The organism is Candidatus Brachybacter algidus, assembly GCF_016707225.1.
Lineage (GTDB): Bacteria > Bacteroidota > Bacteroidia > Chitinophagales > Saprospiraceae > Parvibacillus > Parvibacillus algidus.
In genome coordinates, this window is record NZ_JADJID010000002.1 from 1 (window position 1) to 17,683 (window position 17,683).

15 protein-coding genes and 1 pseudogene are annotated in these 17,683 nt (G+C 33.7%); 12 read left to right on the forward strand and 4 right to left on the reverse strand.

Annotated features, from left to right (window positions below; all coding sequences use genetic code 11):
* Nucleotides 1-376: 376 nt before the first annotated feature.
* From IPI15_RS05795 to IPI15_RS05805, 3 genes and pseudogenes are all read right to left on the reverse strand, one after another.
* Nucleotides 377-928, reverse strand: a complete 552-nt coding sequence (locus tag IPI15_RS05795) for a hypothetical protein (protein ID WP_287419498.1) — start codon at nucleotides 926-928, stop codon at nucleotides 377-379.
* A gap of 587 nt (nucleotides 929-1,515) precedes the next feature.
* Nucleotides 1,516-2,133 carry a hypothetical protein gene (locus IPI15_RS20130; protein WP_287419499.1) on the reverse strand — a complete coding sequence of 206 codons (618 nt, stop codon included), beginning with the start codon at nucleotides 2,131-2,133 and terminating at the stop codon, nucleotides 1,516-1,518.
* Between the two features lie 969 nt (nucleotides 2,134-3,102).
* A pseudogene (locus IPI15_RS05805) lies at nucleotides 3,103-5,814 on the reverse strand (DUF7149 domain-containing protein); the annotation flags it as partial.
* Between the two features lie 214 nt (nucleotides 5,815-6,028).
* On the opposite strand from IPI15_RS05805, the gene IPI15_RS05820 reads away from it, so the two are divergent.
* From IPI15_RS05820 to IPI15_RS19790, 6 genes are all read left to right on the forward strand, one after another.
* A complete protein-coding gene (locus IPI15_RS05820) occupies nucleotides 6,029-6,529 on the forward strand; it encodes a hypothetical protein (RefSeq protein WP_287419503.1) in 501 nt (166 codons plus the stop codon).
* Between the two features lie 99 nt (nucleotides 6,530-6,628).
* Nucleotides 6,629-7,084 (forward strand): hypothetical protein, encoded by a 456-nt coding sequence (locus IPI15_RS05825; protein ID WP_287419505.1) that lies wholly within the window; start codon nucleotides 6,629-6,631, stop codon nucleotides 7,082-7,084.
* Between the two features lie 3 nt (nucleotides 7,085-7,087).
* Nucleotides 7,088-7,399, forward strand: coding sequence for a hypothetical protein (locus IPI15_RS05830; RefSeq protein ID WP_287419506.1), 312 nt, complete (start codon nucleotides 7,088-7,090; stop codon nucleotides 7,397-7,399).
* 152 nt (nucleotides 7,400-7,551) lie between these two features.
* Nucleotides 7,552-7,869, forward strand: a complete 318-nt coding sequence (locus tag IPI15_RS05835) for a DUF4132 domain-containing protein (RefSeq protein ID WP_287420062.1) — start codon at nucleotides 7,552-7,554, stop codon at nucleotides 7,867-7,869.
* Nucleotides 7,870-7,886: 17 nt separating this feature from the next.
* Nucleotides 7,887-8,177, forward strand: a complete 291-nt coding sequence (locus IPI15_RS05840; protein WP_287419508.1) for a hypothetical protein — start codon at nucleotides 7,887-7,889, stop codon at nucleotides 8,175-8,177.
* A gap of 33 nt (nucleotides 8,178-8,210) precedes the next feature.
* The gene (locus IPI15_RS19790; RefSeq protein WP_353845292.1) at nucleotides 8,211-8,525 is read left to right on the forward strand and encodes a nucleotidyltransferase family protein; all 315 of its coding nucleotides are present in this window, start codon (nucleotides 8,211-8,213) and stop codon (nucleotides 8,523-8,525) included.
* 397 nt (nucleotides 8,526-8,922) lie between these two features.
* Here IPI15_RS19790 and IPI15_RS05845 read toward each other — a convergent pair whose 3' ends face one another.
* Complete coding sequence (locus IPI15_RS05845) at nucleotides 8,923-9,153, reverse strand: type II toxin-antitoxin system antitoxin SocA domain-containing protein (protein WP_287419510.1); 231 nt, start codon at nucleotides 9,151-9,153, stop codon at nucleotides 8,923-8,925.
* Nucleotides 9,154-10,890: 1,737 nt separating this feature from the next.
* Between IPI15_RS05845 and IPI15_RS05850 the strand changes: the two genes are divergently transcribed.
* The 6 genes from IPI15_RS05850 (at nucleotide 10,891) to IPI15_RS05875 (ending at nucleotide 17,221) form a co-directional block, all read left to right on the forward strand.
* Entirely contained in the window at nucleotides 10,891-11,637 is a 747-nt protein-coding gene (locus IPI15_RS05850; protein WP_287419512.1) for a hypothetical protein, read from the forward strand.
* The gene (locus tag IPI15_RS05855) at nucleotides 11,634-12,500 is read left to right on the forward strand and encodes a hypothetical protein (RefSeq protein WP_287419514.1); all 867 of its coding nucleotides are present in this window, start codon (nucleotides 11,634-11,636) and stop codon (nucleotides 12,498-12,500) included. Before IPI15_RS05850 ends, IPI15_RS05855 begins: the two co-directional genes overlap by 4 nt.
* Before the next feature lie 2 nt (nucleotides 12,501-12,502).
* The gene (locus tag IPI15_RS05860) at nucleotides 12,503-13,678 is read left to right on the forward strand and encodes a LamG domain-containing protein (RefSeq protein WP_287419515.1); all 1,176 of its coding nucleotides are present in this window, start codon (nucleotides 12,503-12,505) and stop codon (nucleotides 13,676-13,678) included.
* Nucleotides 13,679-13,785: 107 nt separating this feature from the next.
* Entirely contained in the window at nucleotides 13,786-14,949 is a 1,164-nt protein-coding gene (locus tag IPI15_RS05865) for a phosphodiester glycosidase family protein (RefSeq protein WP_287419517.1), read from the forward strand.
* A gap of 10 nt (nucleotides 14,950-14,959) precedes the next feature.
* The gene (locus IPI15_RS05870; protein WP_287419518.1) at nucleotides 14,960-16,354 is read left to right on the forward strand and encodes a BACON domain-containing protein; all 1,395 of its coding nucleotides are present in this window, start codon (nucleotides 14,960-14,962) and stop codon (nucleotides 16,352-16,354) included.
* 57 nt (nucleotides 16,355-16,411) lie between these two features.
* Nucleotides 16,412-17,221, forward strand: coding sequence for an LEM-3-like GIY-YIG domain-containing protein (locus tag IPI15_RS05875; protein ID WP_287419520.1), 810 nt, complete (start codon nucleotides 16,412-16,414; stop codon nucleotides 17,219-17,221).
* Nucleotides 17,222-17,683 lie beyond the last annotated feature (462 nt).

The following is a 17,683-nucleotide window of genomic DNA, read 5'->3' on the forward strand; positions in this document are numbered from 1 at the left end:
GGTTTTGTTAATCTTCTCAATGAATTTGGGATTGCAAATAAATGGTCGATATCATCTGAATATCTTTCTATATAACCCATTATACAATTTAGCCAATTTTACCATTAGCTTATCAAATTCGAGTAAATAAAGATTAGATAATACTGCGCTGATTGGCTAACCCTTGTGGAATACCAAAAGTCATTTTTATTCAACCTAATAAGCCCCCTTTCCGATTACGGCTTCCTGAAATGATTTTCCATCTTCAAAAAACTATCCAAAGATTTTCTCTTTAGCAACTGAGTTTATTGACACCATTCTCTGGTGTTAGTTTAATTATATCACTAATTTCTAAATATGAAAATTTAGTTATTGCTTCAACAACCCTTGTAGTGATCTAAAGAGGGGTAAAATCGATCCTCCCCAAAAGATTCGACCACAGCTTTTTCAGATGTTTATGATCTATAGAATCAAAATATTTGCTAACATCTAGACAAATCGCCGATAACTCTGTAGCATCACTTTTTTTTATATAGTCAAAAACTTCATGCGCAAAATCAATATTACATTTATTTCTAGTTTTATTAAACGGAATACTTCGATAAGCAATTACACTTTCCATTAATGAGGTATCCAGAGAATATTGATCATTAAGTTTATGATTTAAGATATCTCCATAATAAGAATAAACATGAGAATCGAGATGGTTTGAATAAAATATTTCTCTTGGCTTTTTTTTAGGTATTCTTCCTAATTCTTTTCTATTACTACTTTTGGGTCTTTGGAATTTTTTATCAACAATAGTGTAATGTAACATGGGGTAAAATCTATGCGATTTTACTTTTTCCTTATCTTTCACATATGACCTAATCCAATCTTGGTTATGTGATTGAATTTTGGGCGTCAAATGTGTATAACTTTTTATTTTAAGCCAATCTTTTTTTTCCATTTAAATTTTTAAATTTAGGTGACGAATCCGCGCAGCTATCTTCGAAGTCTAACTTCAAGAGTCATGTTAGCGGTAAAATACTCCCTTTCAAGAGTGCTGCTTTTGGGTAATAATTGATTTTCATTCTAGTTCTCTTCCTCAATGGAGGATTGCCAAAGATGATACAATTCATCAGAATACAATTAATCGATCACACTTCTCAGATAATGAACCAATTAGTAATTCCATACGTCTCCTGCCGTATATCGAGGAGGTGATACTTAATAATAAGTATTATCGTAAATACACATAACTCAGACACAATTAGATCCGTCACCTTGGACTAATCTAAAATATCGCATTGATATTCAAATACTCCATCTCAATTACTATGCCACCGCAAAACTTTGGCGAAACATTTGATTTTCAAGCCAATTTGTCAGACCATATGACACAAATTCCTCTTTTTAATTCTATGGATTATTCATAGCTTTCTTTGCCTCAGAATCTCATATCGCAACTCTTCAATATTATAATCAACATTATCAACCTTCTATACAACATTGCATGACAATTCGGACACACAGGAATCAAGTCGTTCACATAATCTATTTTGTAGTTCTCATTAATAGTAGTAATGGTGTCAAATGATGCATGTATATAATCTTACCTATTTCACCGTAAACCTTAAAAAAGTCGAATCCACATACTTTACACGATATCCCATGATGTTCAATACACTTTCTTCTGGCAATGATATTTCGCTCATACCTGTTAACTGTTATTCTTGATTTTAGACCTTCGAAAAGGCCTCCATCATTATCAATATTTTCAGGAAAATAACTTGACACTCCAAGATATGAGTCAATTGTTTCAAGCAGAATATCAAGCGCCTTATAATCGTCCTTATTAACCCAAGCTTTTTCTTTGGTATCTGGATCAATAGAGTTAGGTGGATTAAATAAATTGCCTAAAAGTGGAGTAGTTAGTCCATTTACAAATCCAATATCACAATCAATCTCTTTTGAAAGCGGTTTTACATAAAATTTTTTTGCTCTTGCTTTAAATCCATCATCCTCAAATTTCTTAATAAGTAAATCATGAGTAAATATTAATTCCTTTTCTCTTCTTCCCTGTGCGACTGGATAATTACTATCAATTTTGAGAAATCCAACCTCTTCCATTTTTGAGCACAATGATTCATATATATGATTGCGAGTAGACATAATATTATATTTTTTAAAAATTCATTAGGCGCCTTCGACTATTTTTATTTCTTCTTCAGTTAATTCATAAAGCTGATAAACTAATTTATCTATTTCGTCATCAAATTTGACTTTATTTAACTCATTTTGATTAAGTATTTTTTGAACAATATCCACCAATAATTTTTTTTGATTTCTTTCTACTTGCGGAAGAGGAAATTTTTTTAAATCATAAAGAGATATTCTTGGAAATGTTTTAGTAACATTTTTGTTAGAATTTATTGTAAAATACCATCCTATTAATTTGCTATTTATAGCCCCAAGAGAAATTTACATTCGAATTCCGTGTTTGCGGTGTTATTGCTTTTAATACCCAAAATTGATTTGTAAAAAATGTTATTAGTTTTGTCATATGTTGCAAATATTGGATATGGCATCTTTGAAGTTATTTCTCTAACTAAAATTTTATCTCCTTCGAAATATTCTTCCTTTCTTGGATGCTAACCAATTTCCATAACTAACCTAAGCTTTTTGTTTATTTCACACCCATATCTTTTAACATCTTTACCGTTTTAATTCTTATCTAAATGTTTCATTTTCTTTGAAAGTGCTGTGATAAGCCCTATTGTTAATAATTTCATTTGACTGCCCTGCATATGAATCATATGCTTGAATTCCAACGGTCAGAGAATAATTCATTTCTAATATTATTTTATTAATTCATTTTCTTTTAATTTGTAGAATTTCTGGATTAAAATTTAGATTAAAAATTCTTGATTTTTTTCCAGTCATCATAATTATGTACGAAATATTTGTCACACCTGAATTAAGGTTTTGAAAAAGTTTTTTATTGTCAATAAATTTTATGACGACTTTTTTTTTTTAAAATGTTAATTTCTTTTTTAAAATTAGGTTAGTAGTTTCAACATTTGCATCTTCAAATACATCTGAAGAAACACGTCAATTTGCTTCCATTGTCACTTCTCTTATTAGTAAATCTCTTAAGGTCTGTGCTTCTACAACTGTTGTCCATGTATGAGGGATAATAAATCCCATCCTTTTATTTATGCCTAAGATTCTAAGACCAAGTTCTATAAAAAATCCATATGAATCATACTTTCCAACTATTGATTCGAATTTGAGTTTGAAGTATTTTTTTTCTTCATTAGAAAATTTCACTCCATACGGCGGATTCCCAATCACCACATCAAATCCCACAAAATCCCCCGCATCATTCAGCACTTCCGGAAACTCAAAACGCCACTCAAAAGCATTTTCATAGATCTTATTGGCCTTGATCTCCTCTATTTCGGCATCGAGTTTTTTAACTTCAGATGTTAGCTTTTCTATTTGTTTGGTCCAGAGGGCTTTTTGCTTTTTCTCCATCTCGAAGAGGCTGTCCTGACTGGTGAGGTTGAAGAGTTCGCCATTGAGTTTGGAGAGGCGTTTGAGTTTGGGATCGTCCTTGGTGATCTCGCTGCGGAAGTCGGACTTGATGCTCGTGATGAGGCGCTCCATCTCCCGCTTCTGCTCCTTGCTCTCGGCATTGCGGTATGTATCCACGGCGAGGCGGTAGGAGTCGATGGTCCACTTGCTCTTCTTCAGCGCCTGACCCAGGTCGGCATCGATGGCAAAACGGCTCACCAGACTATTGCCACACTTGATGTTGATGTCGATATTGGGCAGGGTCTCAAGCTCGGTGGCATTTTTGTAATAAGCATTTTTCAACAGTTCTATCCAGAGGCGCAGGCGGCAGATCTTGACACTGTTGGGATTTATGTCCACGCCAAAGAGACAGTTTTCGATGATGCGCTGCTTCTCGTGAAAGAGCGTCTCCATGATGCGCTGGCTTTCCCTGCTGCGCGGATTGTATTCGAAGAGGCCACCTTCCTCATCGGTGATGATGAGTTCGTCATTGACCACCTCGACGCTGTATTCCTTGAGTCGCTGTCCCTCCCTGTCCTGGAGGATGCGCAGGTCGTTTTTGACGGAGATCATCTCATTGAGCGCCGAGACGAGGAAGTGTCCGCTACCCACGGCAGGGTCACAGATCTTGATGGCGTTGACGATGTCGTTGGCCTCGGTGCGGGCTTCGCGACTATTGCCGATCTGGTCGTATATCTGGCCGATGTCTTCACACTGCCAGCCCTTGCTTTCGTTAAACTTCTGTACGACGGCCTTGCGGATCGTCTCGCGGCACATATACATCGTGATGAAGCCGGGCGTGAAGAAGGAGCCGTCCTTGTATCCGTTGATCTTCTCAAAGATGAGGCCCAGCACGGAGGCGTTGATGAGGGTTTTGTTGTCCTCCTGAATGTCTTCCGATCCCTCCGAACTGAAGTCGTAGGCATTGAGAAATTCGAAGAGGTAGGACAACGTGGTGATTTGGCCGGTCATTTTTTTGCCCTGTTGGTCCTTCAGCACGGTATTGGACAGGATGGGCAGGATCTTTTCGTCCTTCAGATTGGAGATAAACAGCGTGACCTGCTCGATGTCCGTGGGTTCGAAGAGGGAGCTGTTGAGATAGGGCACCTTTTCAAAGATCCTGACCACATCGGCATTGCGCTCGTCGTGCCGGCGTGCCAATACCTGAAAAAACAGGCTGTTGAGGTCGTCGAAGTTTTTGATCTTATCCATATTGAGAAAGGCGTACGACTTATCCCCTTTATGATAGGAGATCAGCTGCGCCTCCAGGAGCTTCAGAAACAAAATACGGTTGATCCACGTGATACTCAGTTCCAGCGCGACATTGAAGAGGCGTTCCTGCGTATTGGCGCCAAATTGGCCGGGCCGCTCCAACCTGCTCAGCTTATCGAGACTGTCCAACTGGATGATGGCGTCCTCGAGCAAACTACCGGAATTACGTGCCTCCGGCTTGTGCCGTTCGATGATTTTTTTGCCACCTTCCTTGGTCTCTGTGAGGCCGATGATGTGTAGGAGTTCGCTGTAGAATCGTTTGTCGAGGCTGTTGCTGTCGTTGGTAAACGGCAACTTAAGCAGATGTTCGGGAGAGAGCAGTTTAAACAGGGCGATGAGCATATTGTCATCTTTGCGGTCATCATTGCGCAATGGCTGCTGATAGTCCTGTATGTTGAAATACGTAAATACAATATCTCCCTCCAGTGCCGCCACGAAAGGCTGTGCGATCTCCTTGTAGAAAAAATCCGTATTCGTGCCCGCCAATCTCCCTGCTTAGAAATCCTGAAACTGTTGTACCAGCTTTTTATTCTTTGCAAACAACGTTTCAAACAAGACTACATCGAAGATGTACCACTCATTGATGTTGGTGATGATGAGGTGTTTTACTTCGAGGTTTTTGTGGGTGATGCGTTCGCGGAGGTAGTAGAGGATGAGTTCGTGGAAGGCCTTGGCATTCAGTTTCTGAGGCGTCACCATCTCCGCCTTATTGGTCGGCTTCTTCGCTTCTATGATGACCCCAACACTCGACGCTGCAATCGTCCCATTGTGGATCACCAGGTCATTTCTTCCTTTCGTATTGATGAAATGATTCTGTTTGTAATACGTATCCTTCAGAAAGTCCGACACCAGATTCTTGTGAAACTCTTCGGACTCGCGGTCGTTGGTTCTATCCAGCAGCGTGATGAGATTCCCTTTGAAAAGCTCTATTTCATTCCGGTTTGGTTTGACCTTGAGGAAGGCTTTGTTGAGGGCGAGGCGGGGGGAGAGTTTGTTGGAGAGCATAGTGGCAGCAGGATTGTTTTTGGTAAAAAGGAGGGGGAAAGTACGGAAAAAAATGTTGATTATGATGTTTAACTTTCAGAAGTTACTGAGTATAAAAGTTCAAAAGAAACGAGGTTTAGATGAAGTTTAAAGAAATTTCATAATTTAGCCAGTGTTAATTTGAATATTAATACATCATCTATCCTTAAAAATATTGATCACAAAACTTTCTATAATGATTTACATTAAACAAAAAATAACAACAAATTTTTTTGGAGTTAGTAGGATAAATAAAAAAGTCCGAAAAAGTCTAATGTTGTTATTGGTCCTTACGATTGGAATTCTAAATTTTGGTTGCAATAAAGATAGTAATGATGACGAATATTATATCAAATATGAAGTAGGAAGCTCTACAATCTACACAGGAGGAAAGTTAGATGTTATATTGTCTAATGAAAAAAATCTAAATACAACTCTAAGTATAAAGACAAAGTCTAATTGGGAAGCTGTAGTTGGTCCTGTAAAAAAAGGATTTAAAGCGAACATTGAAGTATCTGAAGCCGGCAATAATCATGGGAAATTAACGCTTTCGACTCAAATATCCGTAAGTAAAAATAATGGCCCTTTTGCGCTGAAAGCTATTGATGATAGTGATGACCCAAGGACGAATGTTCAGTTAGGTTATACGATTGATTTTAAGAAATTGTTATCAATTTGTTTGACTGTTCCTTTGTAAATGACGAGTTCATTAGTTTTCTAGGTATTGATTAAGTGAATATGATTTTAGTAGGTTGGGATGAAAATAAATGAATTAACGACAACACTGTAAGACAATATGCTAAAAATAGAAGATTTTGAATTTAACTTTGAAAATCCAAACTCTGAACCATTAATTCAGATATATGAACATTTTTTAGAATTACGAAACCTAAACATTGGAAGCTTTGATTTCAAGGTAGATGACTTAGAGAAAATTCCTAAGCAGGAATGGTTTGATATATTATCTCGTCTGATAGAAATTTATGGCTACGAAAATTATCTACAACATCTCCGGTTCAATTTAGAAGGAATAACAAAACTTCAAGCAGGATATAATATAGTAAAACGTAGAATTAAAATAGATGAGAGAAAAGGTATTAGGAGTTACTTTTGGGACCATGTCGATAATCCTACCAATAAAAAAATATACTTAGACGCTCCAACTCATTATTATTTTTACTCTTCGACAAAAAGCAGAATACTAAAAGGATTAATATTAGTGTATGCATTCCTGACCCTACAATTCTTATAACTATTGAAAAATTTTGTTTTAGAATGTCCATTTCAGGTTGGAAGTGTATCTCAGGCACCAACTGGCCTATACGTATATGATGTTTTAGAAGTATTCTCCAAGATTTCATATCTTTTTTCGGTTCAACACATCATGAACTTAAAATCAAGAATAAATCAAACATGGGCACAAAAAAGGTTCGACAAATACATAGCACAAATAGCGAAAAAGCAAAAAGTTGATCTTGATAAGGTGATTGAAATAGCTATATCAGATTATGGATTTGACAATTTAAATTGCTTTTCAAAGACTTGGGGAATTACTTATTCAGACTGAGTTATAAATCAGGCTTAAAGTGGAGTAACTATGGATAGATAAAAAGTTTCCAACACAAAAGCAGTACCAAAATCAGAGATGATCAACCAGAAATTTTAAAGCGATAAAAACACATTTGAAGGACATTGAAAATCAAATAAAGACTCAGTTAAATAGGTGAAAAATTATATTATTCAGATTGCTCATGGGACAATGACTATTGGTTGAGGCGATATGTCCAACACCCGTTCATCGGTATTATAGCGAAAGAATTTTATTGGACCTTGTCATTGAATGATACTAATATCATTGCTAAAATTGATGAAAACAGTCAATTAACTAATGTTGGAGGAGAAACGGTCAACCCAACTGAATATACAAAAGTTAGATTATGGCATCCTTTACATAATACCATTGGCGAAAGTCCCAAGAATCCAATCAACCTTTCAAACAGAGTAAAAGAGAAGTATATACAGCAAAAGATTTATTAACACTAGATGGTAAAGTATTGAGACGCGACATTCTTTCTCAGCTGTGTAAGAGTAGGAATTGGACAGCCTCGGCTAATCATAATTTTGATATACCAGGAAGTGATATTAAGGTAGCACTAGTGGTTGAAGACATAATGCATGGTGCAAGAACTTTAGGCTATACTTCTGCTAATATAATATTTAGAGGAATCCAGTTCAAAAGCAAAAAAGACGATATAGATATTTCTAAAATAAATCCAATTACATTATCAGAAATCATCAGAGATGTTTATCTGTTCACTGCAAAATCAGAGCTAAAAGATGAATAAAGTCCACTTTGATATTTATTCTATTTTGCAGTAATTCAGGACTGTTGTGAGAAATACGATGTAAATAAATTATATGTATTTGGTAGTGCAACAACTCCTAATTATTGCAAAGCAAATAGCGATTTAGATATCCTCATTCAAATAGATGACTCAAAAATACGAAACTTAATAAGAATAAAGACCGAGCTTCAGAAAATAGCCGAAATCAATATTGACCTTTTTAAAGCAGATTGGATAAAAACTGAAGAAATGTTGAATTACTTAATTAAATACAAGGTGTTAATATATGATAAAGAAAATACAGTCACCAACATTGCATACCACGAGCATAGCTCCCAATGTCGCTAGGACGTTTATATCAACTGTTTTCTGCCAATACAAAACTCTAACAGATATCTCTGATTGAAAATTAGTTATTACAATCCCAAACCGAGTGAGGGTAAATTGTGCCCTCATCGAATAAACTAATGAAAATAAATGATATTAACATTTCTACACCTTTTGAATATAAAACTTAAATATTAATTTAATTAAATTTTGGGTTTAAATCTAGAAATAAATGTATTTAACCCAAGTGATGCTTTTGCAAGGTTTTTCATTTTTTCAACAGTATTGGAACCTGCAGTATTATAGGTATATCTATATAGTTTGTTATTAACAAATCTAACCATAATATTCCTCTCTAATTCATATTCTCTCCTGATTGCTTGCCACTCGTGTATATATCTTGTCTTATTTGTAGTTTTTAATTATATACTTCCCACCCCCACTCATAACTTATCACTCCATACCATTCAATATTCTCCTTCCACCCTTTTTCCTCATGACTGTGCAAAATGATCTCACTCACATTCATGGATTTAAACTTTTCTACTACGTTGTTTAAAGTATTTAACTCTGATGCAGAAAAAACATTCTCTTTTATATTTGAATTTTCTGCCAGACAATACTTTTCAAATATCAATTCCGTCTTCAAAGTTTTCAATTTTTCGGTTGATCTCGATATTATTGTTGATTTCTTCGGGAAAAATAATACCACATTTGACGCTGTATTGATTGTAAATTTGATTGGTATTTAATTCATCCAAAATGTCCGTCGTATACTGCTCTCCTGTATCATCACATTTATAATAATGAAATAATATCTCGAAAGATTCTTTGAAAATCGAGTGTTCTTTTTTCCTTACTTAAGGTGGTGGTCCCCGAATGGACTTCATAGTTTGGGTTTAATTCTCTAAATAAATGGAAGCATTCCATTTTAAAGGTTATCTAAAACCAAAGATACTACCTTATCGAAAGTTATTACAAAGTTTTCTATTTAGTTATCAAGTAGCAATTATGCAACTAAAAAGTTTATTTGATTTATTAAAGATTAAACCTTACATAGGGATGAATGGCTCTCTGAATTTTATATGCGAAGCACTTATGTGGATATGTGTTTAAACTTATTTGATAAGGGGACATATGACAAATAGGGTTTGATGCATTCAAATATATCTGATGATGAGATCATTCTTTATTGAATCTAGGTTAATAAAAATATTGTAATTTTTAAATATAATACACTGAACTTGATCAAAATAGCATATTGAAATTCCTAAAAATATCAGCATTCAAAAAGTTTTAGGAATTTTGATTTACCCAGATCTAAGACGGAAACAGAATGAACCATGCAATAAACCTAAATCATCAAAACTTGTAAAATGTGCAAGTTTTGATAATTTGGTTTGGCAATAAAGAATGAAGAATGCTATGCACAAAAAGTGCGAAGCACCTATGTGGCTCTTATGTGTTTAAACTTTTTTGAAACATATAGGGACATAGGACACATAAGTTTAAGTTCAACCCACTCCAGGGTTGGAATTGTGCTTCATCTTCCCCGGGTTGCACCCGAGGTTATTGTTGTTCAACCCACTCCGGGGTTTATTTGGAAACTGATTAAATGTTACCTAATTGTGTTTACATATCAAGCGTTGATTATTTGCTTATGAATGTTCATCAAAACTGTGAAATAACCAAAATCAACGTATAGCTAGTTTATTTATACCCCATAAGATATATTTTGAGCTTTATAAATCATTTTATACCACATAGGATATAAGCAGAAAACGTTTACTGCATTTGCAACCGTTAACCTATAAATATATGAACATAAGAAAATTTGTAAAAGAAAAAAGCAGTGAATACAAACTCACACAACCTGAGATGACCCCAAAGCCGGAGTCGGGATATGCTGCTCGATAAAGGACCGTTCAAACGCAACCTTTTTATTAAGGTTTGCACCACCAATCTCCACTCCATACAATTTATTCGCCCTTTCATACAATTATAATATGATACGAAATAAAAGTTTCTACTTTTGACGCAATCGTTTCACAATTTATACTTTTTGTAAGCAGGAAATAGGATTGTCCTATAACAATAAATAATTTGTATGTCTCTAATATTGACCACTAAACTTTATCAAGACCTCGCTTCGCATCGTATTTATTAGCATCAAAAATTATAACGGTTTTTTGAAGTAACAGCAATACCACTTTATGAAGTTATATACCATTTCCTTTATGCTACTTCTGAGCATATTACTTTCGTCTTTCCAGAATTTCTCAAAGTGTATTATTAAACAATCATTAATTGATCTTACCATCAACAGTAAAACTGATAAACCTAAAGCATTTAATATATATCTAATTTCTTATCAGAATAACAAAAAATGAAAAAATTTACTTTGATATTTGTTTGCTTAACTTTTCAATTCTTAAGTGTTGCAAAAAATAATGATATTATCCAATGCTCGTTTGACTTTCAAGCAAAAACATATGACATACACAATAGTTTTAAGGCATTAACCTCTGACAATATCTTCACTACTTTCCCTTACAAAGAATATTTAGATTCTACTAGTTGGTGGAATTTCCATACGATAAAATCATCTTTTTCAGAGTTAGAAAAAATAAGAGGTGTAGAGCATAACGTGGTTAATAAAGTCTTACGTGATTGTTTAATTGATACCCTTTTGCATAAATGGAATTATGAAAATTTAGATTCATTAGAATTATTGCTAACTGTAATAGAAAAATACCAAAGCTATGGAGAGGCTTCTCCAGAATTAGCCAACTTTTTTGGAGAAGTTGCTGATGCCCTTGGAATGTATGTTGCTGAAAAACTAACAGATATAGCCAATAACAATAAAGATATAAAGTCTACTTTTCGATTTAATTATGTAGCACAGCGAAGTCGCTGCTTGAAGTATGCACCAAATATAAGTCTTGATAACACGGAAAAAACGATTAAGTATTTTAGTGAAGGAGATTTTTCCTATTTGTGGAATAGATTTTGGAATGGTACTTCTCTCTTTTTTAAGTTTGCAATATTATTACCATTATCATTTTTAATAGGAATATTTATCTATGGTATATCACTTATCAATCAAAAACATTTAAATTTTAAGAAAAAATGAAAAAAATAAATTTTATTCTGATCCTAGGCATAGTTTTTTTATGCTCATTTATATCAATCTCAAATTATGATTCAAAATTTGTAGAAATATCCAGTGTGAGTGAGAAGGGTTACACTTATAATGTTGTCTACATGAATCGTGGAGGCAGTAAAAATCGAATTAAAGCAAAATACTTTGCCTCCCCCGCAAATAGTTCTGTTCCGCAGCGTTTTTTGAATTTTTCAGAAAACAAGAATATGATTATGGTATCAAGTGCAGGCTATATGGACAATTATGGAGTACCGGTTGGCTTGACAATAGATAACGGTAAATTGGTGAACAAAAATTTAGGATCGACCGATGGACTGATTATAGTATATCCAACAGGGGGAATCGTTGCCACTGATATTGAGAAAGGAGATTTAACTCTACAGGGTGGCGGAATTACTCCTGGCAGAAAATTTGACATTCGAAATAGCTGGACTGATAGAAATGATTTTATTAAATGGGCTCAAAGCCAAGAGGCAACAGTTTTTCAAACGCATTTATTAGTATACAAAGATAAGCTATCAATCGCTACAAATGCTGAACCGACCAAAAGAGAAAGACGGTTTTTAGCTGTCGGGAAAGATAAGTCATCCGGAGATCTATGCCACGCTATACTCAATTTGCCCGAATATACATCCTTGTATGATGGCACTTTCAGAGCCAAGAAATTTCTGAATGACACCGGTAATATGGAAATTACATTTATGATAAATCTTGATACTGGTTATCAAGACGTTTGCTTCCTTTACAATAAGGATGCATCAATAAACAATTTAATTCATGGACAGAGATCACTCGATTATGCAGTTAATTTACTAGCTTATTATTACGAATAAATATGAAATATTTACAAAGAGCAATAACAATATTATGCACAATATCTATTCTAATCAATGGGTATGGTCAAAAATTAGTAGCCAGTTATCCATTCGATAACGAAACGGCCTATGATATAAGTAGTAACAAGAATAATGGAACCATTGTGGGAGGCGTTACGAGCTATAACGATCGTTTTGGAAATCCATGTGGCGCGTTATATTTCAATGGTAAAAATGGTTGTATAAAGATACAAAATTCAAAATCTTTAAAAGCTATTACAGAATATTTGTCAGTATCCGTTTGGTTCTACATTGATAAAACTAATTACAATACAATAATGCGAGACGTTTCGATCATATGTAAAGCAAACAATTCTGATGAAACGGACAAAAGTCCTCAGTATCGTGCGCAAGTATTTCAAATGGCGAAACAAAGCACAATTTCAATAAACACACAGTTTATCAAGAAGGATGGTAATTTTATAAATCACCAAATTGAATTTGATAAATGGAATTTTATTTGTCTTACTTATAATGGTAATGAAGTAAAGATGTATTTAAACGGATTGCTAGTTTGGAGTGATCTCTTTAGTGGTTCGTTTCAAAAGAACAACTCTGCCTTGTTTGTGGGTAAAGATTCTCCTGGTGGCATGGAATACTTTCGTGGCGCTTTCGATGATTTAAAAATTTATAACGGAGTTCTTAGTGCCCAACAAATAGAGGCAATGTTTAATGAGCAATCAAATAATGTTGTTTGCAATGAAAGTTATTTGCCAGTAAAGTCAACCTCTTCCTCGCCAAATATAACAAATGTATTACCACCAAAGGTAGATTCATCAAAAATAACAACTTTGCCAAATTCTCTCAAAGTAGGAAATGACAATGTACATTATGAACATGAAGTAACTTTTAATACATGCACAATTACTGCAGTTTTATATGATGATGCAGAGGAGGATAACGATACCATTTCTCTTTACTACAATAATGCAATTATTGTAGACTATCAAATGATAAAACGTAAGAATAACCAACCAATTGTTAGGCTCCTAGAGTTAAATTCAAATTCAGACAATACACTCGCATCCAAAGCATGGAATCTTGGTACAATACCTCCCAATACGTTGAAAATAGCCTTTTACGAAGGTGATTGGACGAATAATATAAAAAAACTAAAAGTCAAAAGCCATTCATAGAAAAAGTAATTCACTCAAAACCTGGAGAAGCTGGAGCAATTAAATTAAGATGTAAAAAATCACAATGATGCAGAAATTACAATGTAACTCTTTTAATAAGCTTCATAATGCTAGCAATGGTATTAACACCATTTCATGAAAAAGTAAAAACCCAAACAGGTTCACCTGCAATAGATTTAAGTAAGTATAATTCGATTTCTAATACAATTGATTCTTTGAATTATCTTATTGATAAAGAGAACCAAGAAGTACTCTTGATCTCAAATGATATTAAAAAATTAAAAACGAGTAGAATTAATTTATCTAAAGAGTGTAGTTCAATCCAAAAAGATTCTTTGGGCATTAGTAAAGATTCATTAAAAAAATCAAACACGAATTGTGATTCCCTAACTCATTTATTGAAAATATTAGATAAGAAAATTAAAGATGATTCTGCTGAAATTGGCAAGTATAATAAATCAATCAGAAAAAACAAAGAAAAAGTTGCCCTGAATACAACTCAACTGAACAATGAAAGTGAATTAATTATTTCAGCTGCGAAAAATTGTAATGGCAGCCTTCACTTTGTTTTTAAGGGAATCAATTATAATGTTTTCATTGCAAACACAATGAGCAACGAAATAAAAATGTATTGGCAAAATAAAAACAAACGGAATTATGCCAGTATTGGGAAATTACTTGATCATTTAAAAGAGCAAAAAATAGCTCCACTTATGATTACAAATGCAGGAATGTATTCCCCTACATTACAGCCACAGGGATTGTTTATCGAACAGTATGAATTACTTAAACCTCTTGATTTGAGATCACCCAAAACCGATGCAAATTTCTATTTAAAACCAAACGGGGTTTACTTTATAGATAGTCTCAGAGTCTCTCATATAAAAACAAGTGAAGATTTTCAAAAAATTGTTGAAAGCAAAAATGTTGTCGTAAAATATGCAACACAATCAGGGCCCATGTTGCTAACAGATGGAAAAATTCATCCATCATTTACAAGACAATCAAACAATAAAAAAATAAGAAGTGGTGTGGGCATTATTAACGAAAATCTTACAGTATTTGCAATTTCTATAGACGAAACAAACTTTTATAATTTCGCACTTCTATTTAAAGATATTTTTGGTTGTAAAGATGCTTTGTTTTTAGATGGTGCGATTTCAAAAATGTATTTAGATATTGCTCCAAAAGAATTAGGAGGCAAATTTGGTGCATTAATTTCTGTCCTTCCAAAGAAAGAAACGCATTCTAAATTGGATAAGAAAAGATAAATATTAAATTATGAAAAAAATCATTTTTTTTACTTTGGTATTCATTGGAACTTTGTATTCTGGGTTAGCACAAATGGGCGGCTTTGGTCAATATGAATTATTATATTCTGATGCCACAATAAAAGTTGAAATTTCCTACAGAATTAGACCGTGCACTGGAAACGGAGAAAGCAACAATACTTGTAAATACAAATACAGAATTACTGGATCTCCAAAATCAACCGGTGATTATTTCCTGAATTGGAAGATGGACTATGTTGATTGTAACGGCACTCTTTATTATAGAAACAATGCATTGAATATCGGAAGCAATAATCCCCATTTTTCTGTATATGTGACTGAATTCGCAATTCCAATAGTCGATGAAGATTTTACATGTAAATCATTAGAAAAGAGGCATTATGACGAGACACTATCATCCATTAAAAAATCAGGTATTGGACTAAAGGGATTAAATTTACGTAAAGCGACATCATATGAAATAACAAAAATAATGTATGGCCTCTATGGAATAAATCCGGAACGTCGTAATAAATTAATTGCTGAAGGAATTGATCCTGACGATGCCCAAAGTCGAATAAATGCGGGAGAGGGAAGTTCAAAAGTTGCACTCGAAAAAGAAGTTACATTATCTACTTCAGTTCAAAACATCTCTGCTCCTGCAATAGGAGATATATTTACGATTGATGTAAACACCAACGAAAGTTTTTTTGAAATTTCAAATTTGCCTAATTGGTGCAGGGTCAATAAGTATACTGGTTGGTTTTCTCTTTCCTGTGATGCGAACTATACGGATCTCTCTCGGACAGATTGGTTCAAAGTTGCAGCTGGTGACAAGGACGTAAAAATAAATGTTTATCAAGCAGCTTCTATAAAAACAGCTAATAAAAACACCTATTCACAATCAAACTACACTACACCAATTATAGTAAGAAAACCCAGATGTTTTAATTGCCCCAAGACTAAAGACGTTTTAGGTTTAACTTTTGCTTTTACTGGTGATACTGATAATGATGGTGGTTTTCAAGGTGGATTAATTTATGAACCATTATTTAAATATGGATTTGGATTAAGAACAGGGTTGTTGTTTGACGCCTTTGATAAAAAAAAGTTGGGAATAGTGTTACCAATTCATTTAGAGTATCGATTAAATTTTGCGAAGAAATTCAGCTTGTATGGGTATGGAGGCTTGGGTTTAAACCTGATTATAAACTCGAATGGATATCCTCTTCCAATGACATTTGATTATGGCGCCGGGATGCAAATAAATCATTTCCACATTATTGTTGGTGATAGTAAACAAATAAGCAACTATAGTAGGGTACATAAATCAGGGTATAATCTTGAACAGTATGAAAAGCTTAATATAACATTTTCATTTATGTTTCCTGTGACTGTGTATTGAATATTTAATTAATTTCACCCTTCCAAAAAACTTTTCTATTAACAATAAATTAAAATTATGCCTGACCAAATCAACACCTTAGAAATGCCTCCCTTTTATGTTTATTGCCTAATTAATCCTGAAGATAATTCTATTTTTTATGTAGGGAAAGGAAAGGGTGAAAGGGGCTATTCTCACGTTCTTGAATCAAAATTTGAAAAAAACCAAGGGCCCAAACATCTCAAAATTCGAGAAATAGAAAACCGTGGTTTCGAACCATTCTGCCGGGTTATCGCAAGATTTGATACAGCTCAAGAAGCATATATTGCTGAAAGTATTATAATAAAATGGATGTATGGTTTAGATAACCTTACTAATTTAGTTTCAGGTCATAACCATATAAACATTCGGAATAATGGATTTTTAAATGAAGTTCCGGGGTTAGATATCCCTAAGAGAATTTCAAAAGCTTCTCTCGAATATACAAATGATATTATTAACAAAAATTTAAAGCTAGATATTGAAGGAAAATTAAAATCAATAGTGGCACTAATTATTGGTAATGTTAAATTTATAGGCCAGATAAGCTATTCAATGAAACGTCCCGAAAATCCATCTATTTATATTCATAATGAAAATTATATCATACAAATTATTTTAAGAAGAAATAAAAATGATAATGCAGTTTTCAATATTAAACCAAATAAAAACAACTTAGAGCACTTCCAGTTATTAGCGAATTATTATAATGAAGGAATAGTACGTGGCAGTATTAGTGATAGATATTTTAAAATTCCTTTTATTAAGGATAAGGTTACAATTAATGAGCCAGAGCAATTTATAAATGAAGTACAATTATTAGTCGATAGCTGCGAAAATATAAGTTGAAGAGTTTTGCATTGTTGTAAATCTATAAAATTGTGATCGTGGACCAATTCTCGTTGATTCTAAAAGGTATGAAATCTTATCCCGGATTTTGTCTGTCTTTCCAATTCCCTTATCTTTCTATAAAACCTCAACCCTATATAAGACAAAATCAATGTTAATCGGACCCAGTATCACAACAATAACAACAACATTAGCATCCTTATAAGTTATCTCTGTGATCTGAGTAATATATATTAGGATATCGGTGAAGACATCAAGCAACTCATTCATTATAATCACGTTTTAAGATTATATGTTTATAACGAAATTACATTAGTTGTATGGACGGCGAAGCTTCTATATCGATTTTTTGTTAGAATCCCTCCATTTTATGTTCAATCTCAATATTTATCTGTTAAGAACCACCCTTAACTTTCATTTTATACAGTTTTTTGTTCATTCTATACAATTGCATTTTGTTAC

Excerpts from the sequence above, each read along its gene's own strand:
- IPI15_RS05825 (WP_287419505.1), top strand. The coding sequence starts at position 6,629 with ATGCTAAAAATAGAAGATTTTGAATTTAACTTTGAAAATCCAAACTCT.
- IPI15_RS05860 (WP_287419515.1), top strand. The coding sequence starts at position 12,503 with ATGAAATATTTACAAAGAGCAATAACAATATTATGCACAATATCTATT.
- IPI15_RS20130 (WP_287419499.1), bottom strand. The coding sequence starts at position 2,133 with ATGTCTACTCGCAATCATATATATGAATCATTGTGCTCAAAAATGGAA.
- IPI15_RS05820 (WP_287419503.1), top strand. The coding sequence starts at position 6,029 with ATGATTTACATTAAACAAAAAATAACAACAAATTTTTTTGGAGTTAGT.
- IPI15_RS05870 (WP_287419518.1), top strand. The coding sequence starts at position 14,960 with ATGAAAAAAATCATTTTTTTTACTTTGGTATTCATTGGAACTTTGTAT.
- IPI15_RS05795 (WP_287419498.1), bottom strand. The coding sequence starts at position 928 with ATGGAAAAAAAAGATTGGCTTAAAATAAAAAGTTATACACATTTGACG.
- IPI15_RS05850 (WP_287419512.1), top strand. The coding sequence starts at position 10,891 with ATGAAAAAATTTACTTTGATATTTGTTTGCTTAACTTTTCAATTCTTA.
- IPI15_RS05865 (WP_287419517.1), top strand. The coding sequence starts at position 13,786 with ATGCTAGCAATGGTATTAACACCATTTCATGAAAAAGTAAAAACCCAA.
- IPI15_RS05875 (WP_287419520.1), top strand. The coding sequence starts at position 16,412 with ATGCCTGACCAAATCAACACCTTAGAAATGCCTCCCTTTTATGTTTAT.
- IPI15_RS05855 (WP_287419514.1), top strand. The coding sequence starts at position 11,634 with ATGAAAAAAATAAATTTTATTCTGATCCTAGGCATAGTTTTTTTATGC.